This window comes from Novosphingobium sp. (genome assembly GCF_965229225.1).
Taxonomy (GTDB): Bacteria; Pseudomonadota; Alphaproteobacteria; order Sphingomonadales; family Sphingomonadaceae; genus Novosphingobium.
This window is the reverse complement of record NZ_OZ245867.1, coordinates 694,192-720,269: the sequence shown is the minus strand read 5'-3', so window position 1 is coordinate 720,269 and position 26,078 is coordinate 694,192. Positions and strand designations below refer to the sequence as shown.

Annotated in this window: 24 protein-coding genes and 1 tRNA gene; 12 read left to right on the top strand and 13 right to left on the bottom strand. The window is 65.6% G+C overall.

Features of this window, described 5'->3' with window-relative positions; genetic code table 11:
* Positions 1–42 precede the first annotated feature (42 nt).
* Together ACO06X_RS03000 and ACO06X_RS02995 are read left to right on the top strand one after the other, a co-directional pair.
* Positions 43–2,175: a hypothetical protein gene (locus ACO06X_RS03000; protein ID WP_421838522.1), complete on the top strand. Its 2,133-nt coding sequence runs from the start codon at positions 43–45 to the stop codon at positions 2,173–2,175.
* The gene (locus ACO06X_RS02995) at positions 2,172–2,915 is read left to right on the top strand and encodes a DUF3142 domain-containing protein (protein ID WP_421838521.1); all 744 of its coding nucleotides are present in this window, start codon (positions 2,172–2,174) and stop codon (positions 2,913–2,915) included. Before ACO06X_RS03000 ends, ACO06X_RS02995 begins: the two co-directional genes overlap by 4 nt.
* Here the strand turns inward: ACO06X_RS02995 and ACO06X_RS02990 are convergent.
* Together ACO06X_RS02990 and ACO06X_RS02985 are read right to left on the bottom strand one after the other, a co-directional pair.
* Positions 2,872–4,044 (bottom strand): GGDEF domain-containing protein, encoded by a 1,173-nt coding sequence (locus ACO06X_RS02990; protein ID WP_421838520.1) that lies wholly within the window; start codon positions 4,042–4,044, stop codon positions 2,872–2,874. The two genes, ACO06X_RS02995 and ACO06X_RS02990, sit on opposite strands and share 44 nt — an antisense overlap.
* A 106-nt stretch (positions 4,045–4,150) precedes the next feature.
* A complete protein-coding gene (locus ACO06X_RS02985; RefSeq protein ID WP_421838519.1) occupies positions 4,151–4,870 on the bottom strand; it encodes a GcrA family cell cycle regulator in 720 nt (239 codons plus the stop codon).
* Positions 4,871–5,005: 135 nt separating this feature from the next.
* Here ACO06X_RS02985 and ACO06X_RS02980 point away from each other — a divergent pair, with 135 nt between their 5' ends.
* A complete protein-coding gene (locus tag ACO06X_RS02980) occupies positions 5,006–5,890 on the top strand; it encodes an ABC transporter permease (RefSeq protein ID WP_421839843.1) in 885 nt (294 codons plus the stop codon).
* 42 nt (positions 5,891–5,932) lie between these two features.
* Here the strand turns inward: ACO06X_RS02980 and hspQ are convergent, their stop codons facing one another.
* Positions 5,933–6,313, bottom strand: coding sequence for a heat shock protein HspQ (gene hspQ / locus ACO06X_RS02975; RefSeq protein ID WP_298174208.1), 381 nt, complete (start codon positions 6,311–6,313; stop codon positions 5,933–5,935).
* A gap of 165 nt (positions 6,314–6,478) precedes the next feature.
* Between hspQ and ACO06X_RS02970 the strand changes: the two genes are divergently transcribed.
* From ACO06X_RS02970 to ACO06X_RS02960, 3 genes are all read left to right on the top strand, one after another.
* Positions 6,479–6,568: transfer RNA gene (locus ACO06X_RS02970), tRNA-Ser, on the top strand.
* Positions 6,569–6,829: 261 nt separating this feature from the next.
* On the top strand, positions 6,830–7,018 hold the full coding sequence (locus ACO06X_RS02965; protein ID WP_421838518.1) for a hypothetical protein: 189 nt from the start codon (positions 6,830–6,832) through the stop codon (positions 7,016–7,018).
* A 149-nt stretch (positions 7,019–7,167) separates the two neighbouring features.
* Complete coding sequence (locus tag ACO06X_RS02960; protein WP_421838517.1) at positions 7,168–9,138, top strand: hypothetical protein; 1,971 nt, start codon at positions 7,168–7,170, stop codon at positions 9,136–9,138.
* Positions 9,139–9,142: 4 nt separating this feature from the next.
* On the opposite strand, the gene ACO06X_RS02955 is transcribed toward ACO06X_RS02960, so the two are convergent.
* Complete coding sequence (locus ACO06X_RS02955; RefSeq protein ID WP_421838516.1) at positions 9,143–9,613, bottom strand: hypothetical protein; 471 nt, start codon at positions 9,611–9,613, stop codon at positions 9,143–9,145.
* A 242-nt stretch (positions 9,614–9,855) separates the two neighbouring features.
* Here ACO06X_RS02955 and ACO06X_RS02950 point away from each other — a divergent pair, with 242 nt between their 5' ends.
* Positions 9,856–10,899, top strand: coding sequence for a LysR substrate-binding domain-containing protein (locus tag ACO06X_RS02950; protein WP_421838515.1), 1,044 nt, complete (start codon positions 9,856–9,858; stop codon positions 10,897–10,899).
* 90 nt (positions 10,900–10,989) lie between these two features.
* Here the strand turns inward: ACO06X_RS02950 and ACO06X_RS02945 are convergent, their stop codons facing one another.
* From ACO06X_RS02945 to ACO06X_RS02915, 7 genes are all read right to left on the bottom strand, one after another.
* Positions 10,990–11,955: a hypothetical protein gene (locus tag ACO06X_RS02945; RefSeq protein ID WP_421838514.1), complete on the bottom strand. Its 966-nt coding sequence runs from the start codon at positions 11,953–11,955 to the stop codon at positions 10,990–10,992.
* Entirely contained in the window at positions 11,955–12,755 is an 801-nt protein-coding gene (locus ACO06X_RS02940) for a hypothetical protein (protein ID WP_421838513.1), read from the bottom strand. The genes ACO06X_RS02945 and ACO06X_RS02940 overlap by 1 nt, the downstream gene beginning before the upstream one ends.
* A gap of 4 nt (positions 12,756–12,759) precedes the next feature.
* Complete coding sequence (locus ACO06X_RS02935; protein WP_421838512.1) at positions 12,760–13,176, bottom strand: DUF6152 family protein; 417 nt, start codon at positions 13,174–13,176, stop codon at positions 12,760–12,762.
* An 11-nt stretch (positions 13,177–13,187) separates the two neighbouring features.
* On the bottom strand, positions 13,188–15,629 hold the full coding sequence (locus ACO06X_RS02930; protein WP_421838511.1) for a TonB-dependent receptor: 2,442 nt from the start codon (positions 15,627–15,629) through the stop codon (positions 13,188–13,190).
* A 38-nt stretch (positions 15,630–15,667) separates the two neighbouring features.
* Positions 15,668–17,002 carry an SMP-30/gluconolactonase/LRE family protein gene (locus tag ACO06X_RS02925; protein ID WP_421838510.1) on the bottom strand — a complete coding sequence of 445 codons (1,335 nt, stop codon included), beginning with the start codon at positions 17,000–17,002 and terminating at the stop codon, positions 15,668–15,670.
* 179 nt (positions 17,003–17,181) lie between these two features.
* Positions 17,182–18,000 (bottom strand): DUF6644 family protein, encoded by an 819-nt coding sequence (locus tag ACO06X_RS02920; RefSeq protein ID WP_421838509.1) that lies wholly within the window; start codon positions 17,998–18,000, stop codon positions 17,182–17,184.
* Between the two features lie 91 nt (positions 18,001–18,091).
* Positions 18,092–18,628, bottom strand: a complete 537-nt coding sequence (locus ACO06X_RS02915) for a DUF6644 family protein (protein ID WP_421838508.1) — start codon at positions 18,626–18,628, stop codon at positions 18,092–18,094.
* A gap of 229 nt (positions 18,629–18,857) precedes the next feature.
* Here ACO06X_RS02915 and ACO06X_RS02910 point away from each other — a divergent pair, with 229 nt between their 5' ends.
* Positions 18,858–20,066 carry a TonB-dependent receptor domain-containing protein gene (locus ACO06X_RS02910; RefSeq protein ID WP_421838507.1) on the top strand — a complete coding sequence of 403 codons (1,209 nt, stop codon included), beginning with the start codon at positions 18,858–18,860 and terminating at the stop codon, positions 20,064–20,066.
* Positions 20,067–20,078: 12 nt separating this feature from the next.
* Here ACO06X_RS02910 and ACO06X_RS02905 read toward each other — a convergent pair whose 3' ends face one another.
* Entirely contained in the window at positions 20,079–20,861 is a 783-nt protein-coding gene (locus ACO06X_RS02905; protein ID WP_421838506.1) for a phosphatase PAP2 family protein, read from the bottom strand.
* A gap of 179 nt (positions 20,862–21,040) precedes the next feature.
* Here ACO06X_RS02905 and ACO06X_RS02900 point away from each other — a divergent pair, with 179 nt between their 5' ends.
* The 4 genes from ACO06X_RS02900 to ACO06X_RS02885 all read left to right on the top strand — a co-directional run bounded on the left by ACO06X_RS02900 (position 21,041) and on the right by ACO06X_RS02885 (position 24,620).
* A complete protein-coding gene (locus tag ACO06X_RS02900; RefSeq protein WP_421838505.1) occupies positions 21,041–21,583 on the top strand; it encodes a heme NO-binding domain-containing protein in 543 nt (180 codons plus the stop codon).
* 174 nt (positions 21,584–21,757) lie between these two features.
* On the top strand, positions 21,758–22,294 hold the full coding sequence (locus ACO06X_RS02895) for a heme NO-binding domain-containing protein (RefSeq protein ID WP_421838504.1): 537 nt from the start codon (positions 21,758–21,760) through the stop codon (positions 22,292–22,294).
* Positions 22,295–22,345: 51 nt separating this feature from the next.
* Positions 22,346–24,253 carry an ATP-binding protein gene (locus ACO06X_RS02890; protein WP_421838503.1) on the top strand — a complete coding sequence of 636 codons (1,908 nt, stop codon included), beginning with the start codon at positions 22,346–22,348 and terminating at the stop codon, positions 24,251–24,253.
* 28 nt (positions 24,254–24,281) lie between these two features.
* Entirely contained in the window at positions 24,282–24,620 is a 339-nt protein-coding gene (locus ACO06X_RS02885; protein WP_421838502.1) for a hypothetical protein, read from the top strand.
* Here ACO06X_RS02885 and ACO06X_RS02880 read toward each other — a convergent pair.
* On the bottom strand, positions 24,614–26,047 hold the full coding sequence (locus ACO06X_RS02880) for a WecB/TagA/CpsF family glycosyltransferase (RefSeq protein ID WP_421838501.1): 1,434 nt from the start codon (positions 26,045–26,047) through the stop codon (positions 24,614–24,616). The two genes, ACO06X_RS02885 and ACO06X_RS02880, sit on opposite strands and share 7 nt — an antisense overlap.
* Positions 26,048–26,078 lie beyond the last annotated feature (31 nt).

Below are 26,078 nucleotides of genomic sequence, written 5' to 3'. Positions count from 1 at the left end.
CGGGGAACCATGGGCGGGCAGGTGAAGCGAGGAGAGACGACGATGCGGCTGAGGCTGACCAGAAGCGTGGCCATGGCGGGATTGCTCGCCTCATCGGGCGCGGCGCTGGCCTGTGCCGATGTGGGCTGCGATCCCACGTGGTCGCTGTTTGGCGGGGCGCAGGCCTGCCACAACCGGGTCGTGATCGCGCCGGGGAACGACAGCCGCGTCAACCTGCTGGCCATGCTGCGCGATTCGGCCGGGCTGGGCCTGACCGGCGCGGTGACGGGCGGCGGCGACTATCCTAAGCCGGAATACGACGAGGAAGGCTTTGGCCACATGTTCCTCGATTGGGGCATGTTGACGCGGACATGGGGGCCTGCGCTCGATCCTCAGGCCGAACCGCCGGCGAACGTCATCGATGGACCTTGTCCGGCGTTTCGCGCCGCATCGCCCGAGTTCAACGAGGCGCTTGCGGCGAACCGGGCTTTGCCGGGAAGCGACCGAACCGCGCTGAGCACCGCGAGAACGCAACTGGTTGCACGCTGCGCCGATTCCTCGCTGCCTGCCGTGCTGCCGGGTGTTGCGGTCAGCAGTGCGCCGGGCAAGGCCTTTCTCGGCTATCTGGCAGCTTCAGACGCATTCCATGCGACGCGCTATAGCGAAGCAGCGGGCGGCTACGCGGCACTGGTCGGTGCGCCGGATCCGTGGGTAGCCGAGACCGCGCGCTACATGGTCGCCCGCGCCTGGTTGGGCGAGGCGCTGCTGCACAGCATGGGCGAGTACGGTTATTTCGATGGCCTGAAGGCGGTCGACAAAGCGGCTGCTCTGCGCGCGCGCGCGGCGCTGGCAGACTATCTCAAGGCCTATCCCAAGGGCCGCTATGCCGCCTCTGCACGGGGGCTGGAGCGGCGCGCGATGTGGCTGTCCGGCGATTTTGCCGCGCTGGGTCAGCGCTATGAAAGCGTGCTGGCCGAGGCACCGAAGGACGGTGAGCCGCTTGTCGACCTGATCAACGAGGTGGACGGCAAGTACCTCTCCAACAGCGATAATCCCAATCCGCTGGGGGGCGGGCTGCTGCTGCTGGCGGCGGCCGACCTCAAGGCGATGCGCGTCGCCGATCCGGATGATCGCTATTCGTCGGGCACGGAAACGCCGCTTGGGGCCGACGCGCTGGCCAGCCAGCAGGCTAGCTTCCTGCGCGCACCGCAGCTTTACAGCTTCCTGCAGGCGAACCACGCGTTCTACGTCGCGAAGGACTATGCGCGCGTGCTCCAGCTGATCCCGGACGATGCGAAACGGCCCTCCTATACGCCGCTTGCATTCAGCCGGCAGGTGCTGCGCGGGCAGGTGCTGGCGGCGAAGGGTGACCCGAACGAGGCCGGTTTCTGGCTCGAACTGCTCGGCGGGGCGAAAGCCTTGTGGCAGCGGCCCACGGTCGAGCTGGGCCTGGCGATGAACTGGGAGCGCCACGGCAAGCTTGCGCAAGTCTTTGCGCCGGGTTCGCCGATCACCGACCGCATGGTGCGCGAGATCCTGCTGATGCATTCCGCAGGGCCGGGGCTGCTGCGCCGGGTAGCGCTCGATGTCGAGCGCGCGCAGACCGAGCGCGACGCGGCGCTGTTCACGCTGCTCTACAAGCAGCTGAGCCGGGGGGACTATGCCGGTTTTCGGACCAACCAGCCGCTGGCGCGCGGTGATGCCCCGACCGACGGGCTGTGGGGCTTTGCGCCCGGCTCGGCCACGCCGCTGGGGCTGTTTGTGAAGGGCCGCACCGCGCAGGCCGGCTTCGCCTGTCCCGCCCTGCAAGGGACTGTCGCCGCGCTGGCCGCCAATCCGCAGGATGTGCATGCGCGGCTGTGCCTCGGCGAGTTCTGGCGGCTGAATGGCTTTGACGGTTTCAGCACGCTCGATACGCCGCCTTCGCGCGGCGCGCTGGGCGGGGCGGCGAACGAATATCCCGGCAAGCCGCTGGCGCGCGGGGCGATCTACGCCGCAGTGATCACCGATGCGCGCAGCGCGCCGGATGATCGCGCCTATGCGCTCTACCGCGCGGTCAATTGCTACGGCCCCTCGGGCTACAACAGCTGCGGCGGGGAGGATGTGCCGATCGCGCAGCGCAAGGGCTGGTACGACCGGCTGAAGCGCGAGTTCCCGAAGAGCTCGTGGGCGCAGAAGCTGAAGTACTATTGGTGAGACGCGGCGGGGCGGCGCTGCTTGCGGCGCTGATGCTGGGGGCTTGCCAGCGCGCGGAGGCACCGCAACCGGTCGATCCGGCCCGCTACGATCAGTTCTTCCTCTGGGCCGGGGTGCCGCCGCCACCGGTAGTGGCCAATGCACGCGAACTCTACATCCTCGGCGGCGAGATCCGGCGCGGCGGCGCGGCGCGGCTTGTCGACATGCGGGCGGGCGTGCCGCACGTGCGCCGAGCGAAGGTCTGGCTGACGGTGCGGGCCGAGCGGCTCGATTGGAATGCGCCCATCTGGGATGCGGTGCGCGCGATGCTGGAGCGCTGGCGGGCGGCGGGAAACCGGCTGGAAGGGCTGCAGATCGATTTTGATGCGGCGACACCGGGGCTTGGCCATTACCGCGCGTTCCTTGAGCAGGTGCGCCGCGAATTGCCGCCGGGCACGCGGCTTTCGATTACCGGCCTGCTCGACTGGAGCGCGAACGGCGATCCGGCGGAACTGGCGCGCCTGGCGGGTCTGGTCGATGAAGTTGTGGTCCAGACCTATCAGGGCCGGACGACAATCCCCGGCTATGCCGCGTGGTTCCGCCGGATCGACACGCTGCCGCTGCGCCACAAGATCGCGCTGGTGGAGGGCGGCGAGTGGACGCCGCCCGCAGCGCTGGCGCGTGATCGGCGCTTTGCAGGCTATGTGATCTTCCTGCTCAAGCCGCCTTTGCCTGCGGATCCGGGCTCTCGCCGGCCGTGAAGATGCGGTTGCGGCCGGATTGCTTGGCGAGATAGAGCGCTTCGTCTGCCGCCTTCAGCGCGGCGCTCTTGTCCGGATAGGCGAAGGCGTCTGCGATCCCGCCCGAGAAGGTGATCTTGCCGAACGGCGTATCGTTGGCGCGGTTGACGAGGCGCCGGCCGGCGATTTCCTCCCGCGCGGAATCCAGCTTCTTCCACGCCTTGTCGACCGTGTGGTTGCGCCAGATGACGGCAAATTCCTCGCCGCCATGCCGCGCGACAAAGCAGCGCGCATCGGCGATGCGGTTGAGCGTTTCGCCAACGAACTTGAGCACGCGGTCGCCTGCGGGATGGCCGTGCGTATCATTCACGCGTTTGAAGTGATCGATATCGACAAATGCGAGGCAAAGCGATTCCCCGGCATCGCGCGCATCGCGCATCTCGCGTTCGAGCATGTGATCGAAGGCACGGCGATTGGGGAGGCCGGTCAGGTGGTCCATATCGGCGACGCGCCGTGTCTCCTCGAGCGAGGTCTGCAGCACTTGCGCGCGGCGCTCGCTGCAGGCGAGCTCGGTCTCCATGGCGATGCTGCGCTCCATCATCGCGCGGGTCAGCGCGGCGAGCTCGGTGATGACGACCCCGGCGCGGCCGACGCCCTCGAGCTCGTCGACATGCTGCCGGAGCGCGCTGCTGTATTCATTCGTAGCATTGCGCGCGCCGCTGGTGGTCTTGCTGAATTCGTCGAGACTGTCTTCCAGGCGTCCCATCAGCACAGCCAGCGCTTCGCCGTTTTTGTCATGCGTGGATTCGCCGCGCTGCTCCTCGATCCAGCCGAGCGTGATCGGCAGACCTTTCTCGGTGCGTTCGAGGATCAGCTGAGCAAGGCGCGGCGCGCCGCCAGTGACGCATTCGTAAGCGACCGTCAGCGTGCTCGGCAGGACTTCAAGATCATGATCGATCAGGAAATCGGCGATCTTGCTGATCATGCGCCGCTTGGCCGGCAGCCAAACTTCGCGCACTGTCAACTCGCGCGTGCCGGAGGCGGGTGCCGTGTCGGTACCCTGCTCCTTTGCATCATCGGCTGTGCTGCCGCTGAACCACTGCCACCAGCGCGACTTGCGCGCGTTCGCACCTGATGTCTCTCCGCTCATACCAACGAGAACGGCACAATCGGCGCGAGGTTAACCACCCGTAGAAGCGAAAGGTGACGGCAATTCGTGGTTTTTGGCCCGGAACGGACCTAAGTGACAGCCTTGCTCAGCGCACTCTCGGCCCGCCGAAGGGCATCGGCGGCGGCGGACGGCGATGGCCGCGCGGCAGCTGTGCCTGATAGGCCCGGCCGCAATGCTCGACACAGTAAGGGAAGCCGGGATTCACCTTGTCACCACAGAAGTGGAAATCGGGCTCGCCCGGGTGGCCCATCGGCCAGCGGCAGATGCGGTCGTTGAGATCGAGCAGCCCGGTCTTGTCGGCCACTTCCTGGCTGGGCCGTGCGGGCACGAGGCGGCGCGGCGGGGCGGGGGGAATCGGCGCCTGCTGATCGCCCGGGCCCTGGCGGAGGAAGCCGCCCGGGCCGACCGAGACGATGCGCGGCTGCGGCGGGGCCGGCGGCGCATCTGTGGCAGCGGCTGGCGCAGGCGCGGCGGGCGGGGGGGCAGCCTGGACCGGTGCGACGACGGGGGCACGCGGCGCGGGCGGTGGGCTGGCCGGCGCGGTTGGGGCCGGACGCGGCGCTGCGACGCGCGGTTCGACTGGCGCGGCCGGTTCGGGTGCCGGGCGCGGTGCCTTGGCGGGCGCCGCCTCGCTCTTTTCGTTGGGCTTGACAGGTGAAGGGCGCGCCTTGAGGCCAAGCCGGTGCGCCTTGCCAATCACGGCGTTGCGGCTGACCCCGCCCAGTTCTTCGGCGATCTGGCTGGCGGTCGCACCGCCCTCCCACATCTTGGTCAGCTTCTCGATCCGCTCGTCCGTCCAGCTCATGCCGTCTCAAATCCTTCAAAACCCGTCCTGCCGGCGCATCTTGCCGCAGGACCCAACTTCATGCGCGGGCAAACCCGGTGGGGCCCGCGTTGCAATGCCTTGCCTTGACCCGGCATGCGCGATACCGCACCGGGCATGGCCGATCAACCGATGCCCCTGACCGGGGCCGCTTTTCCAACAGAACAACCCAGCCGAGCGGGGGATTTCCCGCCGCCGGGCGAAGTGCGCTTCCGCAGCTTCAATCGCTTGGGGCTGTGGACCCTCTATATGAAGGAGGTGCGCCGGTTCTTCAAGGTGCAGACCCAGACGATCTGGGCACCAGCGGTGACGACGCTGCTCTATCTGATGATCTTCACCCTCGCCCTGGGCGGCGGTGGCCGCATCGTGCTGGGCGTGCCCTTCGCCACGTTCGTTGCTCCCGGCCTCATCGCGATGGGCATGATCAACAACTCCTTCGCCAATTCGAGCTTCGGCCTGCTCGTCGGCAAGATCCAGGGCACGATCATCGACTACTTGATGCCGCCCATCTCTAATGCCGAGCTGATTCTCGCGCTGGTGGCGGCCGCGGTCACGCGTGCGATCCTCGTGGGCTTCGCCGTCGCGGGCGCAATGCTGTTCTGGCCGGGCGTGGACCTTACTGTTCATCACCCCTGGGCAGTGATCTGGTTTGGCCTGATGGGGTCGATTCTCCTCGGCCTGATCGGCGTGCTGACCTCACTCTGGGCGGAAAAGTTTGATCACAATGCGGCAATCACCAATTTCGTGATCACGCCGATGTCGATGCTTTCTGGCACGTTCTACGTGATCAGCAATCTTTCGCCCACGTTCCAGACGATCAGCCGCTTCAACCCGATCTTCTACGTGATCTCGGGCTTCCGCTTCGGCTTTCTGGGGCAGAGCGATATCGGCACGACCAACGAGGCCGTGCTGCACGGCGCGATCGGGCTCGGCGTGCTCAATCTCGTGCTATGGATCGCGATCTATTACATCTTCCAGTCGGGCTGGAAGTTGAAGGCCTGAGCCTCGCGGGGACGGGCGGCCGCGCTGCCGCCGTCCCCGGCCTTAGTGCGAGAGGCCCCGGCGCAGGCGGTAGCGCCCTTCGCGGAAGGCATCGAACATTTCGTGCACCGAGGGATGGTCTACCGGGCCGCCTTCCGCATCAGACATCAGGTTTTGCTGGCTGACGTAGGCGACGTAGCTGTTCTCGTCGTTCTCCGCGAGGAGGTGATAAAACGGCTGTTCGCGCGGCGGGCGGATCTCGGCCGGAATCGATTCGTACCATTCCTCGCTGTTCGCAAAGACCGGGTCGATATCGAAGATGACCCCGCGGAAATCGAACAGCTTGTGCCGGACGACGTCGCCGATGGCGAACCGCGCTCGTGAAACATGAGGAGCCGTGATCTCACGGCCAGCCTGGGGCGAAAAGAAAATCGCTCTATCCATGGATGCGAATATAGGGCGCTGCGGAGCGGAAACAAGCGAGCCATGGTGCAAGGCCGTGGATTGTAGGGCAGGTGTAACATGTTTCCCCTTGGCAAGCGCCGGGCCATGCGCTAACGGCGCGCTTCCTCGACCGGGACGGCTTCGGCCGGCTCAACGACACTTCGCGGAGAGGTGGCAGAGTGGTCGAATGCACCGCACTCGAAATGCGGCATACGGGCAACCGTATCCAGGGTTCGAATCCCTGCCTCTCCGCCAAGTGCCCTTGATTTATTGATATTTTTTCAGCCGAATGGCGAAGGTTCCCATAAAGGTTCCCCAATGGCGCCCTCGCTTGCGGCTGGACGGCGCTGGAATATGCCGCTCGAACGGCGCGCGCCGGAAGCCTCGGCAGGACCGCAGTCCATGCCAGAGGATCATTGCGAGACAGGCTAACGGGCCGCGGATCAGAGGCGAGAGAATGGGGTACACCCTACGCAGTGTACTGCTGCGTTCATGGGAAAAAATGCCGTAAAATCAGTGCGCGACATGTTGGACCTGCTCGGCAGCGGCAATGCCGCGAACGCCATATGGTCCCCCGCGCGGCGAAAGCCCGGGCGCCGGGCACCGCTCGATGGCAACTTTGCGCGGCGCAAGCTGCCGCTGCGCAAGACCGAATACTGCATCTGGGATACCGGCCTGGCTGGTTGCGGGCTCGCATCACGATAGAGTTGCTGGTCATAAGCATATGAGCAGCGCTTGCTTTATCGCGGACAGTCGGCTTCCTAGACAGCGGGAGGGGGCTGCCGATCACCGGCTTTGCGGATTGTTTGCGGTCCCTGAACCAGCTTGCGTTTGTCGCTCATGCCGGAAAGATCATGCACCAGTTTCCACGTCCGCGTGCGCGCCGGTTGAGGCCGACTGTCCGTGATACCTGGCTGGTGGCGGCTGCGGCGGCGGTGTTCGGGGATCCCCAGCCGGTTTTTGCCCAGCGCGTGGACGACAATGCCGCGACAAGTGCGGGCGATGCGTTTGGCCAGGCGATCGGCAATGAACGCGTCGGGCTTTACACGGTCGACGATGTGCGCGGGTTCAACCCGGTCGATGCCGGGAACACGCGGATCGACGGGCTCTACTTTGCACCGGTCGACCGGCCGCCGAACCGGCTGATCCGGGGCAGCAAGGTGCGCGTGGGTATTTCGGCGCAGGGCTATCCGTTCCCCGCGCCGACCGGGATCGTCGACTATGATCTTTCCGTCAGTGGGCAGGCCGATCAGGTGACGCTGGGTTTCGAGCGCGCGCAGTTCGGCTCGCGCGTGCTCAACCTTGATGTGCTGCAGCCGGTGGCCGAGGGACTCAAGGTCTATCTCGGCGGCACGATCCGGCGGCAGAACCGCCACGAGGGCGGCAATTTCAAGTCCTACATCGCCTCGGGCGGGCTTTCCTGGGAGCCTTATGCCGGTGCGCGCGTGGCAGCGTTCTATGGGCGGACGCGGACCTATGACGACGAGGCCGCGCCTTCGATCTTCCCCGGCGGAGACTATCTGCCACCGCAGATCCAGCGCCGCGCGATGATCGGGCAGAGCTGGAGCAAGCGCGACAATACCCAGGAACTGATGGGCGCGCTGGCCCGGCTGCCCTTCGGCAATTGGAACTTCGAGGCCGGCCTGTTCCGCGCCGAGCGGCGGTTTGATGCCAACTTCACCGATCTGTTTGCGGGCATGCGGCCCGATGGCACGACGCCGAACCGGATCATGGTGGCGGACGCCAACAATCTCGACCGGACGCTTTCGGGCGAAGCGCGGCTGACGCGCACATTCGGGAAGCCGTCGCTGGCGCACCGCCTGATCGTGAGCTTTCGCGGGCGCACCGGCAACCGGCGCTTCGGCGGGGTCCAGCGGATCGCGCTGGGCGAGAGCAGCCTCAATTTCGCCGACGAGCGACCACGCCCCGTCTTCGCGTTCGGACCGGATGATACGGACGCGTTCGGGCAGGCCACGCTCGGGCTGGGCTATACGCTGACCGCGCCGGGGCGCTTCCTCTTTGATATCGGGATATCGGGCTCGCGCTATCGCAAGACCCTGACATTCGTCTCGGCAGGGCTGGTCACCTCGGTGCGCGACCGGCCGGTGATGGGCAGCGTGACCGGATCGCTCAATCTCACGCCCACGCTGGCGATCTACGGCGGGCATGTGCGCGGCTTCGAGGAAGTGGCGGTGGCGCCTGCCAATGCCGCAAACCGCGGCGCGGTGCCACCGGCGATCCGCACGCAGCAGACCGACCTTGGGCTGCGCTATGCGGTGACACCGGCGCTCAGCCTCGTGGCGGGCGTGTTCACGATCACCAAGCCCTATTACAACCTCGACGAGCAGGCCAATTACCGCGAGCTGGGCTCCTCCTCCAACCGGGGCGTCGAAATGTCGCTGACGGGCAGCGTTCGGCCCGGGCTTACGATGGTGCTTGGCAATGTCCTGCTGGATTCGCGCATCAGCGGCGAACTGGTCGATAGCGGCAGGATCGGCCTGCGCCCGATCGGCAGCATCCGCCGGCGAAGCATCGCCACCATCGACTGGCGGCTGGGCGGCGGGAAGAGCCCGCTGTCGCTCGATCTCGCAGCCGAGAGCTTTTCCGCGCGAATCGGCAATATCGGCAATGAGCTTTCTGCTCCGCCGCGCGAAACCATCGATCTGGGGCTGCGCTATCGGTTAAGCGTGGTGAAGGCGAAGGGCCTGCTCCGGCTGCAGGTCGCAAATGTGCTCGACGACTACGGTTGGCAGGTCGCTGCAAACGGGGCGTTCCAGTATTCGACCGGGCGGCGCTTCCTTGCCGAACTGCGGTTCGATCTCTGACGCATCACAGCGGCACCGGCGCGGGCTTGACCTCCAGTTGGGGCGCGAAGACGAGGTGGCAGGCGACGCAGCGGTCGTTGATCGCCTCGCCAGCCTTGAACAGTGCGCTGACGTCCTTGCGCTCGGCGGCATCGGCGCTGGCGCTGGCGGCAGCTTCGAGATCGGACGCAAGCTTTGCCCACCGGGGATCGCCCGGATCATAGGGCGGCGCCTTCAGGACCTGCGCGAGCTGGCGCAGGGTCAGCGCGTCGCTCTCGGCGTCCTCCCACGCTTCGGCGGAGCGCGGCTCGCCCGAGCGGGTTCCACCAGCGTCAGTCTCGGTCTCGGTCCAGGCCCAGAGCTGCACCGCATTGCGTTGCATGACATGGCCCATCAGTTCGGGCAGTGGGAGCGGCGCGCCAGCCGGCTCGGCAGCGCGCAGCACGGAAGCGCCAAGCGCGAGCAGGGCGGCGGCGCAAAGAATGAAGCGTGGCATGGGAACCCCCGTGGACGACCGGCAACACCATAGGCTCTGGCCCGCCGTGTCCCTGCCAACGATTCCTCATATGCATATGAGCAAGCGCGATATTCCGGCACGGCTTGTTCCGCCGGGACATAAGCATTGCATTTTTTGACTTGAGCTTTGTGCCAATCTCTACTAAATCAATAGACACAGATGCTACCCTGCGCAGGATGTTTCTCCACCGCGAGTGAGGGGCTTCCAGTGAGGGTCGGGGCATGAATTTCCAGCAACTGCGTTACGTGCGCGCAGCGGTTCAGAACGATCTCAATCTGACCAAGGTCGCGGGCGAACTGTTCACCTCGCAATCGGGGGTGAGCAAGCAGATCCGCGAATTGGAGCAGGAGCTGAGGGTCGATATCTTCGTGCGGCGCGGCAAGCGGCTGGTTGGCCTGACACCGGCCGGCGAAAGCGCTGCGAAGGTGATCGAACGGTTGCTGCAGGAAGCGGACAATCTCAAGCGGCTTTCGGCGCAGTTTGCCGAGGCTGACAAGGGCCGCCTGATCATCGCGGCGACGCACAATCAGGCCAACTACGTGCTGCCCAGGCTGCTGCTGCGCTTCGGCGCGCAGTTTCCCGACGTGGAGGTGGAACTGCTGCAGGGGACGCCGAGCTTCGTGGCCGAAGCGCTGCTGCGCGGCGAGGCGGATATCGGCGTGGCGACCGAGGCGGTGGACGGCTATCCCCAGCTTGAGACCCATCCCTGCTTCACCTGGCAGCATGTCGCCATCGCACCCAAGGGTCATCCGCTGCTGGAACTGGAGGCGCCTAAGCTGGCCGATCTCGCGCGCTATCCGATCATCACCTACAGCGCCGAATTTTCCGGCGGATCGCAAGTGCAGCAGGTGTTCGAGCGGGCAGGGCTGGAGCCCTATCTGCGGCTGCGCGCGATGGATGCGGATGTGATCAAGACCTACGTCCGGCTGGGCGCGGGGATCGGCATCATCGCGCAGATGGCGATCGAGAACGGGCAGCTTGAAAACCTGGCGGTGGTTCCAGCCACGGCGGGCTTTTTCGGCACGAGCAGCACCAAGATCGCGCTGCGCAAGGGCAGTCTCTTGCGCAATTACGCCTATCAGTTCATCGCGATGCTTGCCCCGCATCTCGATCCGCACGTGCTGAGCGGCCGCAAGCGGGCGCCCGCCGGGGCAGCGGTTCCGGCAATCGCGTGCTTTGCCGAGCGCTCCGATCTGCTGTTCGGAGAGGGCGGTCCGGCCGAGCTGGACAAGGCGCGTGCGTTTGCCGCCGCCGCCGGGCGTTGAAGGCTGGAGGAGTTTCCCTGATGTCCATTCTCGATCGCCGTCAGTTCGTTGCCGGAGCAGGCCTTTCGCTGGTGGGCGCGGCCGGGTTCCCTAGCGGCTGATTACGGCCTCTTCGGACGGCACGCCGACCGCGCCGCCGCCGAAGGGGCCGTTGTTTTCCGCGCAAATCCGCTCGGCATGTTCGTAGCGCAGCGGCTTCCCCGGCTGGTTGACCGGCTTCACATCGAAGTGCCAGCCATCGGGCGTGTCCGCCGCAGTAAACCGCCGTGCGGGGATCCTCGCTGTCCAGGGCCGGGTGTAGACTGTGGGATCGGTAAACGTGGCGATATAGTTGAAGCGCTGGCCCGCCGGATCGAACACGAAGCGTTCGGCGACCTTCGCGTTCTCGCTCATGAAATCGCCGTAACGGCCAAACAGCGCCTTCCCATTGTTGTTGGTGACATCGACGACGAGCGTGTTGCCTTCCCAGTGCCCGCGCGAATCCCCGTTCCACAGCTTGATCTGCGGCGGCAGGTGCGGCGATCCATCCAGCTTGATGACGCGGGTGCCGGAATCGAACAGGATCACGACGTATCCTGGGTACTGGCGCACTTCATAGCCGTGCCACATGAACGATTTGGGCACCCCCGCCGGGGCGCAGCGGGCCAGCGGCTCGATGTAGCGGGGCTTCACCGGGTTGGGGAAGTTCTTCGCGAAATCCTCCTGCAGCGCGCGGGCGGCAGGAAGGTAGGGGATCTGGCCATCGGCGGGATCAGAGACGCGGCTGGGCGCGCGCTGATCGCGCGGCAGCTTGGCCGCCGCCGAGGGTTCGCCCGGAGGGCCGGCCTGCGGATCGGTGAAGTTGCTGTGGTTGGAGATGGTGTTCGACCAGAAGCCGCCGACATCGGGCTGGCCATCGGGCAGGCGCGCTCCCGTCCAGTCGCCCGAGGCGATGACCGGCACGGTCTTTTCCCAGCGCGCGGCGGCGTTTGCAGGAGCCGGTGCGGTCTGCGCCCGGGCAGCCGGTGCGATCGCCATCAGCCCCAGCGCGGCGGTGCAAAGCAGCAGGCGCTTCATCACTTGCCCTCCTTGTGCGGGTAGAACGGCGCGTAATCGAGGGTGTAGCAATAGTCCTCGATCAGCTGGAAACCCCTGTCGCGGCGGCGGTGGAGCAGGACGTTGATCGTCCACGGTTTCGTGTAGACCTTGGGATCGTCCAGCGTGGCGCGGTAGTCGATCGTGTTGGCATCGATCAGCGTCCAGCGCTCGATCACATGCAGTTCCTCGCTGTGAAAGTTGCCGGCGCGGTCGAGCCAGGTTTCCTCGTTGAAGTCGGTGACATCCACGACCAGCGTATCGCCGTCCCAGCGTCCCCGGCTGTCGCCCAGCCACAGTTCCTGATGCTGCTCTGCGGGATGGAGCGAGCCATCGGTGCGGATCGTGCGCACCTGATTGCCGAACTGGTGGACCAGCGTGAGATCGGCCGGGCGTTGGAAGATCTGGAAGGGCGCCTGATAATAGACCCCGCGCGGAACGCCGAGCACGAAGCATTTCAGGCGCGGATCATCCTTGCCGCGCGCTTCGAAATTGCGCTGGCGCTGCGCGAGGGCTTCGGGGCGATAGGGGATCGTGCCGCTATCGACCACGCCGGGCCCCGGCGGTGCATCGCGCCGCCCGGCATGGGGTTCCAGATCATACTCTGCCTCGCCCAGCACCTGCCAGATGCCGGAGAGGTCGGGCTTGCCCTCGGCTGTGCGCGGGATTGGCGCGGTCGCGGTGGCCGGCGCCGGCCCGGTCTCTGCCGGGCTCGACACCGGCCATGCGAGCGCGGCCAGGAGGAGCGCCGCGCCAAGCGGTTTCAGGGTGCTGCTCGCCATCGGATCAGCTCACCGGCGGCGGCGGGGCATCGGGCGCGCTGCCCGTCTGCACCTTGCGTCCGCTGGGGAGCACGATGGTGGTTGCATAGCCGAAGGGGCCGCCGTTCTTGGCCTTGTAGCCCGCGAGGCGGATCGGCACTCCGGCGTGAACATCATCGCGGCTCACGTTGCTGGCGCGCAGCGAGCTCGGCGTGCCGAATTCGAAGCCCCAGTTGGTGACCGAGCCATCCTTGTTGCGGACGTCGATGTAGATCCAGCTGTGCGGATTGACGAAGCGGACCTTGGTGACGACCCCGTTGAGGACGAGCGGCTTGGAGCTGTCGAATTCCGCTGCGAAGGCATGATGGGCAAGGCTGGCGACAGGAAGCGCGGTCATGCCGGTAAGCGCGGCAGCGGCGAGCAGGTGTGTCCGTGTGATCATTCTGGCCTCCATCAGAACTTGGTGCGCAGCAGCAGGCCGATGTAGCGGCGGGGGCCGATGCCATCGTAGCCAACCGGTGCGTTGTTGCTGAAATCGTTGACGCTGGTGGTGTACTTGGTGTCGAACACGTTCTTGCCGACCACGCTGAGCTCGGTCTTGTGACCCGCCACATTGGTGATGATGCCGATGCCCGCGTCGGTCAGGTGATAAGCCTTCTGGAACCCGTAGGGCGAAAGCAATTGCTCAAGATTGTGGCTGGTGCGGTAGGTGTCGATCCCGAAGGCGTGGAACGAGATGCCCGAATTTCCGATCTCGCGCTCGAAATCGAAGCCGGTGATCACGGTCCACAGCGGCGCGCCGACGATCTGCTTGCCGGTGTTGTTGCAGGTGGGGTTTGCCGCCGTGGTCACCACGTTGCGCGGGCAGGTTGCGGTCGACCAGTCAGTGTACCTGGCATCGTTGTAGCCGACCGCGAGGTTGAACGTGAGACCCTCGACCGGCCGCGCCGAAGCCTCGAACTCCACGCCCCGCGCGCGCAGGCCCGGAATGTTGCCGAGCACCGAGCTGAACCCGATCGGTGAGATCGGATCGGGAATGCTGGTGGTCGCCTGATAGTCGCGCACCTTGGTGTAGTAGAGGTTCACGCTGAGCGAGAGCGCGTGATCGAGCAGATCACCCTTGAGGCCGAGCTCGAAGTCGGTGGTCTTTTCGGCGTTGACGTTGCGCTGGTTGCCGTTGTTGTCGAAGGCGACCGCACCCGATTTCCCGCCACCGCTGGCCGAGGCATAGAGCAGCAGATCAGGCCCAAGCTTGTAGCTGGGGTTGATCAGCCAGGCGAACGAGTCCTGATGGATCGGATCGCCAATCACATCGGTGTAGTTGACGCCCAGCTGGCTCGCGCGGATCGCGTCGGCGGTGGCGTTGCCGGTCGAAACCAGCGCGCTGCCATCGACGAAGCTCGCCGCCTTGGTGGAGATGCTGCGCTTCTGCTCGCGCGTGTAGCGCAGGCCGCCGGTAATCGTCAGGCCCGGAAGCGGCTTCCAGTCGGCCTGCGCGAAGGCAGCCTGGCTGTTGGACACCGGGTTCTGGTAGGTGGTCGAGCGGACGTTCCGCAGCGATTGCTGCAGCAAGACGAAGCCTGCTGCCGAATTGAGCGTCCGGTACTGGGCGTTGGTGGCGTAGAACGCACCGGCATCGGCGCCATAGAGCGTGCGGCTCGTGGTCTCGGTATCGATCTTGTAGAAATAGAGACCGGTCTGGAAGGTGATCTGCGAGCCCAGATTGCCGGACAGACGCAGTTCTTCCGAGAGCTGCCGGGTATCGACCAGCGTACCGCCGCGGTTGATCGCAAAGCGGGTCTGCTCGCTGTCGTTATTCGCATCGAAGTGGAAATCGCGCAGCGCCGAGATCGACTTGATCTCGAACGGCCCCGCATCCCACGTCGCTACCAGCGAGACGCCCTGGTTGCGCGTGATCAGCGGGAGCGCCTGATCGACGTCGATCGTATCGAGCGAGCCGATGATCGGCTTGTACCCGCCGAAATAGCCGCGCGCGAGGCGGGTGGTATAGGTCGTGGTGCGTACCGAGCCATCGTCGAGCGTGGCGGGATCGACGATGAAGGGCTTGGTGTTGCTGTTCTCGTTGGTCTCGGCAAGATCGGCATTGAGGCGCAGCAAGAAGCGGTCGCTCGGCTTGAAGAGCACCTGCACGCGGCCACCCCAGCGCTTGCGTTCATGCCAGCGCCCGCCGAGCGCGGGGTTGACGTTGAGGATGTCACCGTCCTGCTTGTCGAAGAAGAATGACGCGCGGTAGGCGAGGACATCGCCGACCAGCGGGCCGGAGTAAGACCCGCGCGCCTTGAACGCGCGGCGGGTGAAGCCGGTCTCGAGATCGAGCGAGCCTTCGGGCGTGAACGAGGGTGCCTTGCTGGTGTACTTGATCACGCCGAGCGAGGTGTTCTTGCCGAGCAGCGTGCCCTGCGGCCCGCGCAGGATCTCGACCTGCTGGAGATCGGTGAAGTCCTGATAGGTCATGCCCACGTGGCCGAGGAACACGTCGTCGACGATCACGCCGACGGCGGCTTCCATGTTGTCGTTGCCGCTCGTCTTGCCGATGCCGCGCAGCGAAACGCCGGTGCGGCGCGCGTTGGGAGTCGTTGCGGTGAGGCCCGGCGCGCGCTGGGTGAGGTCGGCCAGCGTGAAGGCGCGCTGCTGGGCGATGGTCTCGCCGCCGAGCACCGAGATCGGGATCGGCACGTCATTGAGGTTTTCCGCACGGTTGCGCGCGGTGACGACGATGGGTTCGCCCGCATCGGCGGCAGCATCGGGTACGGCTGCGTCGGTTGCGGCGGCGTCAGGTGCAGGAGCTGGCGCAACCTGGGCATAGGCGGCGGGCGGTGCGGTTAGCAGCAGGAGGGCGAGCGCCGAGCGCACGGACGGAGTGACGAACGTCATGATGTAGGTCCTGTTCTGCAAAAGGGGCGCGCACCGGGTCACTTGCCCGGGCGGTCGACACCCTTGGTCAGCGTGGCGATGCGGTAGGCCGAACCGCGCCCGACGATGACGAGCTGGTTGTGATCCTTGCCGCCGAACGCGAGGTTCTGGGGCTGCTTGGCGAGCTTGATCACGCCGAGCGGCTGGCCTTCGGGCGAGAACACCTCGATGCCCAGCGTGCTGGTGACATAGACCCGCCCATCTTGATCGACGACGATGCCGTCCGCGCCGCTGGTCGGGCCGGTGGGGGTGGTCTTGAAGCCCGCCAGCTTCACGACATCGCGCCGCGCCGTCAGGCTGCCATCGGGCTGCACCGTCCAGGCGAGGAGATATTCGCCCGCCGTGTTGGCGACATAGAGCGTCTTTTCATCGGGGCTGAGCGCAACACCGTTGGGGCGGCGGATATCGTCGGCGACGAGGTGGACCTTGCCCTTCTTGTCGAGCCAGTAGAACCCGGTCTTGGGCGGAACGGCTGGCGGAGGAGTGCCCGCCGCCGCAGGCGCGCCGGGATCGGAGAAGTAAATGTTGCCGCTGCGGGCGAGCGCAAGGTCGTTGGGCCGGTTGAGCGGCTTGCCATCGAACTTGTCGGCCAGCACCTTCTTCACCGGTTGCAGCACGGCAATGGCGGACGGCGCGGTCTGCACGGCGAGCAACTCGCCCTTGGCCGAAAGTGCCAGAGCGTTGGCGCCGCCGGTTTTTTCGAGGAAGGTCGAGACTGTTCCGTCTGTGCCGATCTTCACGAGGCGGTCGGCGCGGTTTTCGGTGAAGAGCACCGAGCCATCCGCCAGCGCGATGGGCCCTTCGGTGCCATCGAAACCTTCGCGGATCACTTCAACGCGGGTGCCCGCCTTGACGACGCCGGGAATCTCGGGCGTCACGATTTTCTGGCCGTAGACCGCGCCGCCCTCGGCAATGTAGTCCTGAATGCCGATAGCACCGGCAACATTGAAGCCCTTGGCCAGGAGCAGCGCGGCAGCCTTGGCGGCGCGTCCGGCATGGTTCGAGATCGTCACGACCTGACGGTCACGCGGGATGTAGGCGAGGAAGCGGTCGAGCTCGGAAATCTGGATGTTGAGGATCACCGGCAGGCTGCCGATCTCGCTGATCTCGTCAGCGCGGCGCACGTCGATGAACACGACCTTGTCTGGCGTGGTGAGCAGGGCATCGATCTGGGCCTTGGAAAGCTTTGGCGCGGCAGGCGCGGGGGCCTGTGCAGCGGCTTCTTGTGCGAAGGCGGTGGCAGCTGGAAGTGGCGCAACCAGCGCGGCAGCGAGCGCGATTTGCGAAATGGCGCGACGGCCGGACGTGGCAGAAGTCTTGATGGTGAATTGCACTTGGGCCCCCACTGAGAAAAGGATCAATGAGAGGCAATTAACGGTTCAATAAAGAACGAAAACCAAGGATTTGTAATAAGCTAATTATTCCAGATCACCTGTGGACAAAACAGTATTGGCCGAAACATGGTTTATGTTCGGTCAATAAAAATTGAGTTTCAGCACCCATACAAATTCATTCAACTGAAACCGATCCAGCGACCGGCCGCTGCAACCGTGACCCAGGCAAGCGAGGAAGAAAACGCAGCAAGGCGCGGCGCAGCAAGGAAGGGCGCGGCGGTGTGGCGCGATTCGAGCGCGCCGGTCAGCACCGCCCCGCCGAGCGCGAGAACGAACGCGACAAGCCCCGCCGAGGGATTGCCGGTGAGCGTGAGGCTGATGGCAAGCGCCGCGATCAGCGCCAGCAGGCCGAGATAGGCGCGGCGATATTCCGAAAGGACTGCGGCGAACAACGCAAACCCGGCCAGCGCGACAAGCAGCGCGCCCGAGCTCAACACGCTTGTCACGCCAAACAGCACCAGTGCGGCAAGCCAGAGCGCGATAGCGGCCCCCGCCAGCAGCAAGGGCGGCGGTGCGGCCTCGTCCGTGCCGCTGCGCACCTGCCGCGAAACCGCCAGGCTGAGCAGGATCGCCGCAACAAGCGCGATCATCTTCACGAAGAAGGCACCGTTTGGCAGCAGCGTAACGATCGTTGCCAGCCCCATGTAGAGCCCGGTGAGCACCGTCCCGATGGTGCCGCCGATCAGCCACGGCCGCGTCGCGCGCTCGACGCGGGTGGCGGGCACATCGCCCAGCGCACCGCCGAGCAGCCGCAGATTGAGGACGAGCACCGCGCCGCCGAGCGCCACCATGGAGAGAACATGGAAGGTCTCGACAATCGCGAAGAGCCAGGTCGTCTGGTTGAGCTGCTTGATGAACTCGACCTGCGCCAGCGCATCGAGCGGGCCTTGGAGCGAAGGGAGGAGATCGCGGAAATTGATGGCGGCGAAGTGGATCACTGGGCGATCTCCCGGTCGATCTTCTCGAGCGCGGCGTCGTGTACCGCGCACTGGGCCATGGCGCTGACGAAGGCGCCGGGGTTCATGCAGGTCACCCAGTCGTAGGCCATGTAGCGCCCGGCGAAGATGACGAGAAACCAAAGCGCGATCGAGGTCGCCCCGGCAGCGCGGACGCGGGCGGGGGGGGGTGCTCCGCAGTATCCCATTCGGGACGATTGGACTGCACGCGCAGATGGAACCAGAAGATGTTGAGCGCGGCGGCGAGGAGGAACGCCAGCTTCAGGCGAAACGCCAGATTGTGGTAATATTCCAGCGGGTTGGAGAAGAAGAGCGCAGAGCCGGTGATGAGCAAGACCAGGAAACCGCCGACTGTCCACGGCAGCAGGCTATCCGATATGCGCGAAACCGGCGTCGTGCGCAGCGCAATGCCGAGCAGGCGCAGATCGACGAACAGGATCGTCCCGGCGAACACCATCAGCGTGATCAGATGCGTGCCCTCGATCATCATCCACAGCCGCTCGGAGGAAAGCAGCTGTGCGCTCCACGAAGTATCGGGCACGATCTTGCCCGAGGCATCGAGCGTCGCGCCCAGCCGGTATTGCAGCTCCGCCAGCCACTCGGAAATCATCGAATACGTGCCCCGCTATCCTGCGCGCTCCATCAGGCATGGGCGCAGCGCCGCACCGTGCGGCCGCCTTCAGAACTAAGTCGGTGGGTGGGGGCACCGGAACAATGCGTTTGGCATATGCTTGGCACCGGCGGTGCTTATGCCCGCTGCGCACAAGCTTGTAGTGCAATGTTGGAAGGCAAGCGCCGCCAGCTGCGGCATAGCCACCGGCATGATGGGGCGATCAGATATGTGCGCGCCGGCCTTTGCCGTGGCTGCGGCGCTGGCAGCGACGCTAGCCGCGTTCCCGGCCCATGCGGATGAGGCGGAAAGGGCGGCAGACACGCCGCCCCAGATCGTCGTGTTCGGCCGGGGCGAGACGCGCATTGGCACCGCCGCTGCCGCCAGCGAGGGCAGCATTTCCGGCGCGGACCTGCTGGTGCGCCCGCTGCTCAAGGTTTCCGAACTGCTCGAGGCGATCCCGGGCATGGTCGCCGCGCAGCATTCGGGCAGCGGCAAGGCCAACCAGTATTTCCTGCGCGGGTTCAATCTCGATCATGGATCGGATTTCACCACCTATATCGACGACGTGCAGATGAACCTGCGCTCGCACGGCCACGCTGCGCCCGCTGCCGGGCCTGCGCCTGACCGCAGGATTGCGCGGCGACTGGTACCATGCCTCGGTCAAAGCGCGCGATCCCGAGCTGCTGCGCTGGGGCAGGGGACCGCCAGCCAGACCCTTGCCTCGCCCAAACTCGCCGCCGCATGGAGCCCAGCACCCTGGGCCGAACTCTACCTCAACTGGGGTGAGGGCTTCCATTCAAACGACGCGCGCGGCGCGGTCAACGCCGCCGCACGCGTGCCGCTACTGGTGCGCGGGCGCGGGCACGAGGCGGGCCTTCGCCTCCAGCGCGGCACCGCCACAGTCACCGCGACATGGTGGGCGCTCAATGTCGCCAGCGAACTACGCTTCGTCGGCGATTCCAACGCGGTGGAGCCCTCGGGTGCGAGCCACCGCCACGGGATCGAACTCGTCGGGTTCTGGCGGCCCGCGTCGTGGCTGGCGCTCGATGCGAACTTCACCGCCAGTCACGCCCGCTATGACAATGGCGATCATATTCCCAATGCCTTCGAAAATGCCGCTTCGGCGGGTGTCTCGTTCATTCGCGGCGGCTGGGAAGCGGCGCTGCGCATGCGCCACCTCGGGCCTTCGCCGCTCGTTGAAGACAATTCGCTGCGTGACAAGGGCAGCACCGTGTTCAACTTGCGCGCCGCGCGCAAGCTGGGGCGGATCGAGCTCTATGCCGATCTGCTCAATGTGCTGAACAGCCGCGACAAGGACATCGCGTATTTCTACGAATCATACATACCCGCGTTCGATGCCGCCCCGGTGGAAGGCCGCCTCAGCCGCGTGGTCGAACCGCGCACCTTGCGGGTGGGGGTGAAGATCGGGCTATGATCGCGCGGTTCCCTACAGCGAGTGCGCTGTGCCGGATGCCGCCGTGTTCAAGGCCGTGATCTGGGGCCTGTCGTCGTCCAGTCCGGTCAGATGCCCCGCCAGGTCGGCAAAGTCCCGCATGTCGCTGAGCATGGTCGCAATCTGGAAGGTGATCAGCATCAGCACCGGATTGACCAGCACCGGCCGCTCGAATGTCTGGGCCGCAAGCCAGCGCATCGGCGCGCTGTCGGCCATCAGGCGGACGCCGACGAGCACCACCGTCACGCCGATCATGCCGCCGACGAGGATGTCCGATGCGAAGTGCAGGCCGAGGTAGAGCCGCGGCAGGGCAATGACAGTGGCGACGTAGGCATAGGCCAACCACCCGGCGCGGCGGTTCACCAGCCAGAGCCCGGTGGCCATCGCGAAGAACAGGACCGCGTGATCGCTGGGAAAGGAGCTCTGTTCCATCATCCTCGGCGCTAGATCGCGCAATCCTTGCGGAACATGCATGGCGAGGTCTTCCTGCAGGTAGGGGCGCAGGCGGAAGGGCATGAGCTTGGCGAGCGCCAGCGCGATGACTTCGCCCACGCAGCTTGCCAGCATCGCGGAGGCCAGGATCGCCCGATCGGCGGCAAGGCCGATGCGGTTGCCCGGTGTCGCCCCTCCGGCGGGGGCAATCCAGAGGCAGCTGGCCGCCGCAATCAGCGCCGCGCCTTTGAGGAGGTTACTGGCCGATACCGTCAGCATGATGGCATCAAAGCCGGGCGCGCGGCCCAGCAGCAGGGCCATGACGCGTGAAATGGTCTCGTCCATGTGTGTTATGTCCTGTCTTCGTAGCGGTTTCGCCCGGCGGCGGCATGGTGGGCGGGGGCGGTCTGGCAACGCTTCAACGTCACTCCTGGCAATCAGCATAAATCATGCCAATCTGCGTTAACCGTAACAATTCCAGCGGACATCTTGTCACGTAACACTTGGCATGCGATCTGCGCGGCATGAAGGGACTGGTTTTTTCCGAGATGCTGGCCTGGGCGGAAGATGCCTATTCACCGGCAATGGTCGATCAGATGATCGTGCAATCGGGCGTTCCGAACGACGGCGCCTACACCTCGGTCGGGAACTATCCGCATGGCGAGGCGCTGGCGCTTTTCGGTGCGCTGGCCGAACTGACCGGCGAACCGCTTGGCGATCTGGCCCGCGTTTATGGATACTGGCTCGCCGGGCGGTTTGTGACGCTCTATCCGGAACTGGTTGGCGTCTATCCCGATGCGGAAAGCCTGCTGGCGGGCGTGGGGCCGCACATCCACGAGGAAGTGACGCGGCTCTATCCCGAAGCGCAGCCGCCGCAGGTCCATTCGAGCCTAATCGCAGGCGGGATGCAGCTTGATTATGCCTCGCACCGCCCTTTCGCGCCGCTGGCGCACGGGTTGATCGAGGGGTTCGTGGCGCACTTCGGCAATCACCATACGATTGCGCGCGAGGATCTGGATACCAGCGGCAAGTCCGCGCGGTTTACGATTTCGCACATTCCGGCCTGACCTGTCGCATTGCAATTTGCAACCGCATCATTGCAAAATGCAATGATTGTCCGTGCAAATTGCAAAGAAGCTTTGGAATGAGCAGGCTCGATTGCCTGTGTGGCAGGGCGTTTGAGCCCATGGCACGTTGCTTGCTTCATACCCGGTGATCGGCATTCACTCCGGGGTAACCACATGAAGGGCGTTATATTCTCCGAGCTCATCCATTGGGTGGAGGAGACCTATTCCCCGGCCATTGCTGATCGGATGATCGTACAGGCGGAGCTTCCGGGTGAAGGGAGCTATACCAGCGTCGGCAACTATCCCCACGTTCAGGCTCTCGCCATGATCGGCCAGCTGGTCGAGATCACCGGCCGGCCGGTCGATGTTCTGGCCGATGCCTATGGCTACTGGCTCTCGTCGCGGTTTGCCGCGCTATATCCCCAGTTCTTCGTCGGCTACTCCGATGCGATCAGCTTTCTCAAGGCGATCGACGGGATCCACCAGAAGGAAGTGACCAAGCTCTACCCCGATGCGCTGACACCGCGCGTGATTGCCGAGGTGGATGGGCAGGACCTGCTCGTCAGCTACGCCTCGCACCGCCCGTTCGCCGAAGTCGCGCATGGCCTGATCCGGGGCTACATCGATCACTTCGGTGATGACCTTGTCATCCTGCGGGATGAGCAAACGCCGGGGCCACATGCGGCGCGCTTCATCCTGCAGCGCAAGTAGGGTATTAACCGGAGACCACTAGAAAGCGGTCCGCAACGGGTAGTGATGGGCATGGATGCGGCAGCGGCAATGACGGCGGAAGAACTCGCAGCGGAACTGGCGCTGATGCGCCGCCGCCTTGCGCGTTCGGAGTCCGCACGTGCGCAGGCCGAGGCGCTGCTTGAGATCAAGAGCCGGGTCCTTGCGCAAGCCAACGAGCAGCTGAAGGCCAAGCGCGAGCGCCTGCGCATCGAACTGGGCCAGCGCATGCGCCAGTTGCTCGAAGCGCAGCGCGTGGCGGGCTTCGGCACGATGATCTGGGATGCCGAGGCCTTCAAGGGCGAGCTTTCGCCCTACTGCCAGGCCCTGCTTGGCCTCCCCGGCCTTGCCGAGATCGACGGCGCGATGAGCGTGGACAGCCCGCACCCGATGCTCGATCGGGTGGTCCCGGAAGAACGCCAGAAGGTGTTCGAGTGGTCCAAGCGGCTGACGAGCCGCGCGCTGGAGCTCAAGCGGAGCGGCGTTTTCAATCACCAGGACGGCGTGAGCCAGGTTTGCAGCACCGAGGCTTGCGGGAGCTGCACGCATCTGGCCGACTGCGACCGGATGCTGGAGTTTCGCATCGCCGGCCAGAGTGACGGCGAAGCCAATCGCATGATCCGGGCGCTTGCCGAAACCTCGATCGACGAGGACCTCGGCCGCGCGCTGGTGTTCATCACGGTGCAGGACATCACGCGTGAGATCGAGGCGGCCAACGAATCCGAAGCCTTGCGCCAGCGCGACCAGCGCCGCATGCGCGAGCTGGAGCAGCTCGCGGTCGAACTGCGGGCCGCGCGGGAAGTGGCCGAGCGGGCGAATGCCGCCAAAACCCGGTTTCTTGCAATGATGAGCCACGACATCCGCACGCCGATGAACGGCGTGATCGGCATGCTCGAACTGTTCGACGATGCCGGCCTCAGCGAAAGCCAGCATGAAATGCTGCGGCTGATGCGGGCCAGCGGCGATCAGCTGCGGATGCTGCTGGATGACATCATCGATCTGGAGCAGGCCGAATCCGGGAAGTTGACGCTCGCAGCCTTTCCGCTCGAAGTTGGGACGTTCCTTGGCACGTCCATCGGCTTCTGGGCGCGCGCGGCGCGCCACAAGGGCCTCACGCTCGAACTGGAGCGCGCGGCATTTGGCTATGCCAGGCCGATGGTGGAATGGATCGTGGCGGACCGTTACCGCCTGCGCCAGATCATCGACAATCTCGTCAGCAATGCCGTCAAATATACCCGGCGCGGCGGGATCCGCGTGCTGGTTGGTCCGGTTGCCGATGACCGCTTCCGCTTTGAGGTGATCGATACCGGCATCGGCATTCCGCCCGAACGACGTGCGGAAATCTTCGTGGATTTCGGACAGCTGCACACCGCCGACGTGCAGGCGGGCGGATCGGGCCTTGGCCTGGCGATCTGCCGCCGCATCGTCGAGCTGATGGGCGGCAGTATCGGCGTGGAGGTCGGGCCCGGCGGCGTTGGCTCCTGCTTCTGGGTGGAGCTGCCCTTTGTCGAGGTCGATGGGCCGACGGCGGCCAAGCAGAAAGAGGAAAAGCGCCTGCGCCGCTTCGATGGCGGGCGGCTACGCGTGCTGGTGGCGGAAGACGTCGAAACGAACCGCATCGTGGCCCGCGGCATGTTGGGCAAGCTTGGCTGCGATGTCGAGCTTGTCACCAACGGCGAGGAAGCGGTTGAGGCGGTTCGGCGCGGGGAGTTCGATGTTGTCCTGATGGACATGAGCATGCCGGTGCTTGATGGACCGGAGGCCACGCGCCGGATCAAGGCAATCCCGGGCGCGGTCAGCCGCACGCCGATCATCGCGCTCACCGCCTATTCGGGGCGGGCGGAACTCGCGCCGATGATGACAGCCGGCGCGATCGGCGTCGTCAAGAAGCCGATCGTCCTCGACGAGCTTTACCGCGCCATCAAATCGGTCTGCCGCTGAGCGCGCCGCTTTTACGGAGTTTCTTGCGATGTTGTCTGAAGCGGGCGCGGATCTGGTCGATCCGCAAGCGGTGGATGGGCTGTTCGGGGGGATGGACCCCGATACCTGCGAACTGCTGCTCGATGCCGCCGCCGCCGATGCCACGGAGTGGACCGAGCGGCTGGTGCAGGCGTGGCAGGACGGTGATGCCACCGAGCAAAGCCGGGCGCGTCATTCGCTGAAAGGCATTTGCGGCAACTTCGGCATGACCTTGCTGTTTGAGCGTTGCGCCGGCGATCTTGCCACCGCGGCAGCGCTAGCAGACCTGCGCGACTGCCGCGAGGCGAGCCTTGCGGCTCTGCGCGCGGCGGTCGCCCGGCTTCAATAGGCCCCCCGCGCGGTCAGCACTGCAGGCACCGTGCGCAGGATCAGCACGATGTCCTTCAGGAACGAACGCGTCCGCAGGTACTCGATATCGAGCCGCACCTGCTGCTCGAACGGGATCTCCGCCCGGCCGGAAACCTGCCAGGTGCAGGTGAGGCCGGGGCGGCCCGCCAGTCGCTCGCGCTGATGGGGCGCCAGCGCAAGCACTTCGCGCGGCAGGCCCGGGCGCGGACCGACCAGCGACATCTCGCCCGAGACGACATTGAGCAGCTGCGGCAACTCGTCGAGCGAGAGGCGGCGCAGCAGCGCGCCGACGCGGGTCACGCGCGGATCGCGGCGCATCTTGAAGCAGGTGTCGTCGCGATCGGATTGCGCGGCGAGCCCGGCAAGGCGCGCCTCCGCATCGACGACCATGGAGCGGAACTTCCACATGCGGAACGGCAGACCCCGCTTGCCGATGCGGGTCTGGCGGAAGAACACCGGCCCGCCGTCCTCACACGTGATGGCGAGCGCGATGATCGCGAAGAGCGGGAGGAACAGGACCAGCGCGGCGAAGACGGCGGCAAGATCAAAGCCGCGCTTGAGCCGTTCGGACAAAGCCTCGGCATGTCCGCGCGCCTGCCAGGCGTGGGTTGCGGCGGCGATCAGAAACAGCGGGTTGCCAACGACATAGCGCATGAAAAGGCGGCGCGGTTCCTGCATCAGGCGCCAAGCCCATTCGCAGCCCAGCTTGCGCAAGGCGAGCGGCGCGCGCGGCACGGCGCCGGAGTAGTAATCGAACAGGCCGCCGACCCCCATGACCACGCGCGCGGTGAGGCGGCTGCGCACCCTGGCAATCCACTTTTCCTGCAGCGGCACGCCAAGGCCGACCATGAGGATCGCCGCGCCCGAGGCGTTGATCTCGGCAATCACGCGGTCCTCCTCGGCAGCGGACCAGTACCCGTCGCGCGTGCCGGCAATGCGCAGGCCGGGATGGGCAGAGACCATCGTGCCCGCCGCCGCCGCCGCGATGCCGGGCTTGCCGCCCAGCAGGAAGATCGACTGCCGGCGCTGCGCGGCACGGCGGCACACTTCCGGGAAAAGATCGGTGCCATTGAGATTTTCGCCCATTGGCTCACCGGCGAGGCGCGCGGCGATGGCCATGCCGCTGCCATCGGGGAGCAGATAGTCTGCCTTGGCGAGCGCGGCGCGGTAGTCGGCGTCGAGGTTCAGCATGTTGATGCAGTGGGCATTGATGAACTGGACCGTGATGGGCGCGCGCCCTTCCGCCATGGCAACGATTGCATTGGCTGCGCCGGAAAGCGAGCCGTTGACAAGATCGAGGCCGAACAGGCGCGATGCGGGCGCATCGCCGGGACGGACGGACAAGGGGGCCGGAGCCGGCCGGGCAGGCGCGAAACCGTCCTGCATGATATCGAAACGCTTGAGCATGAATGCCTCCAGTGGGATTGGAGGCCGCTGG

Excerpts from the sequence above, each read along its gene's own strand:
- ACO06X_RS03000 (WP_421838522.1), top strand. The coding sequence starts at position 43 with ATGCGGCTGAGGCTGACCAGAAGCGTGGCCATGGCGGGATTGCTCGCC.
- ACO06X_RS02990 (WP_421838520.1), bottom strand. The coding sequence starts at position 4,044 with ATGAGCGGAGAGACATCAGGTGCGAACGCGCGCAAGTCGCGCTGGTGG.
- ACO06X_RS02985 (WP_421838519.1), bottom strand. The coding sequence starts at position 4,870 with ATGAGCTGGACGGACGAGCGGATCGAGAAGCTGACCAAGATGTGGGAG.
- ACO06X_RS02980 (WP_421839843.1), top strand. The coding sequence starts at position 5,006 with ATGGCCGATCAACCGATGCCCCTGACCGGGGCCGCTTTTCCAACAGAA.
- hspQ (WP_298174208.1), bottom strand. The coding sequence starts at position 6,313 with ATGGATAGAGCGATTTTCTTTTCGCCCCAGGCTGGCCGTGAGATCACG.
- ACO06X_RS02960 (WP_421838517.1), top strand. The coding sequence starts at position 7,168 with ATGCACCAGTTTCCACGTCCGCGTGCGCGCCGGTTGAGGCCGACTGTC.
- ACO06X_RS02955 (WP_421838516.1), bottom strand. The coding sequence starts at position 9,613 with ATGCCACGCTTCATTCTTTGCGCCGCCGCCCTGCTCGCGCTTGGCGCT.
- ACO06X_RS02950 (WP_421838515.1), top strand. The coding sequence starts at position 9,856 with ATGAATTTCCAGCAACTGCGTTACGTGCGCGCAGCGGTTCAGAACGAT.
- ACO06X_RS02945 (WP_421838514.1), bottom strand. The coding sequence starts at position 11,955 with ATGAAGCGCCTGCTGCTTTGCACCGCCGCGCTGGGGCTGATGGCGATC.
- ACO06X_RS02940 (WP_421838513.1), bottom strand. The coding sequence starts at position 12,755 with ATGGCGAGCAGCACCCTGAAACCGCTTGGCGCGGCGCTCCTCCTGGCC.
- ACO06X_RS02935 (WP_421838512.1), bottom strand. The coding sequence starts at position 13,176 with ATGATCACACGGACACACCTGCTCGCCGCTGCCGCGCTTACCGGCATG.
- ACO06X_RS02930 (WP_421838511.1), bottom strand. The coding sequence starts at position 15,629 with ATGACGTTCGTCACTCCGTCCGTGCGCTCGGCGCTCGCCCTCCTGCTG.
- ACO06X_RS02915 (WP_421838508.1), bottom strand. The coding sequence starts at position 18,628 with ATGATTTCCGAGTGGCTGGCGGAGCTGCAATACCGGCTGGGCGCGACG.
- ACO06X_RS02910 (WP_421838507.1), top strand. The coding sequence starts at position 18,858 with ATGTGCGCGCCGGCCTTTGCCGTGGCTGCGGCGCTGGCAGCGACGCTA.
- ACO06X_RS02905 (WP_421838506.1), bottom strand. The coding sequence starts at position 20,861 with ATGGACGAGACCATTTCACGCGTCATGGCCCTGCTGCTGGGCCGCGCG.
- ACO06X_RS02900 (WP_421838505.1), top strand. The coding sequence starts at position 21,041 with ATGAAGGGACTGGTTTTTTCCGAGATGCTGGCCTGGGCGGAAGATGCC.
- ACO06X_RS02895 (WP_421838504.1), top strand. The coding sequence starts at position 21,758 with ATGAAGGGCGTTATATTCTCCGAGCTCATCCATTGGGTGGAGGAGACC.
- ACO06X_RS02890 (WP_421838503.1), top strand. The coding sequence starts at position 22,346 with ATGGATGCGGCAGCGGCAATGACGGCGGAAGAACTCGCAGCGGAACTG.
- ACO06X_RS02885 (WP_421838502.1), top strand. The coding sequence starts at position 24,282 with ATGTTGTCTGAAGCGGGCGCGGATCTGGTCGATCCGCAAGCGGTGGAT.
- ACO06X_RS02880 (WP_421838501.1), bottom strand. The coding sequence starts at position 26,047 with ATGCTCAAGCGTTTCGATATCATGCAGGACGGTTTCGCGCCTGCCCGG.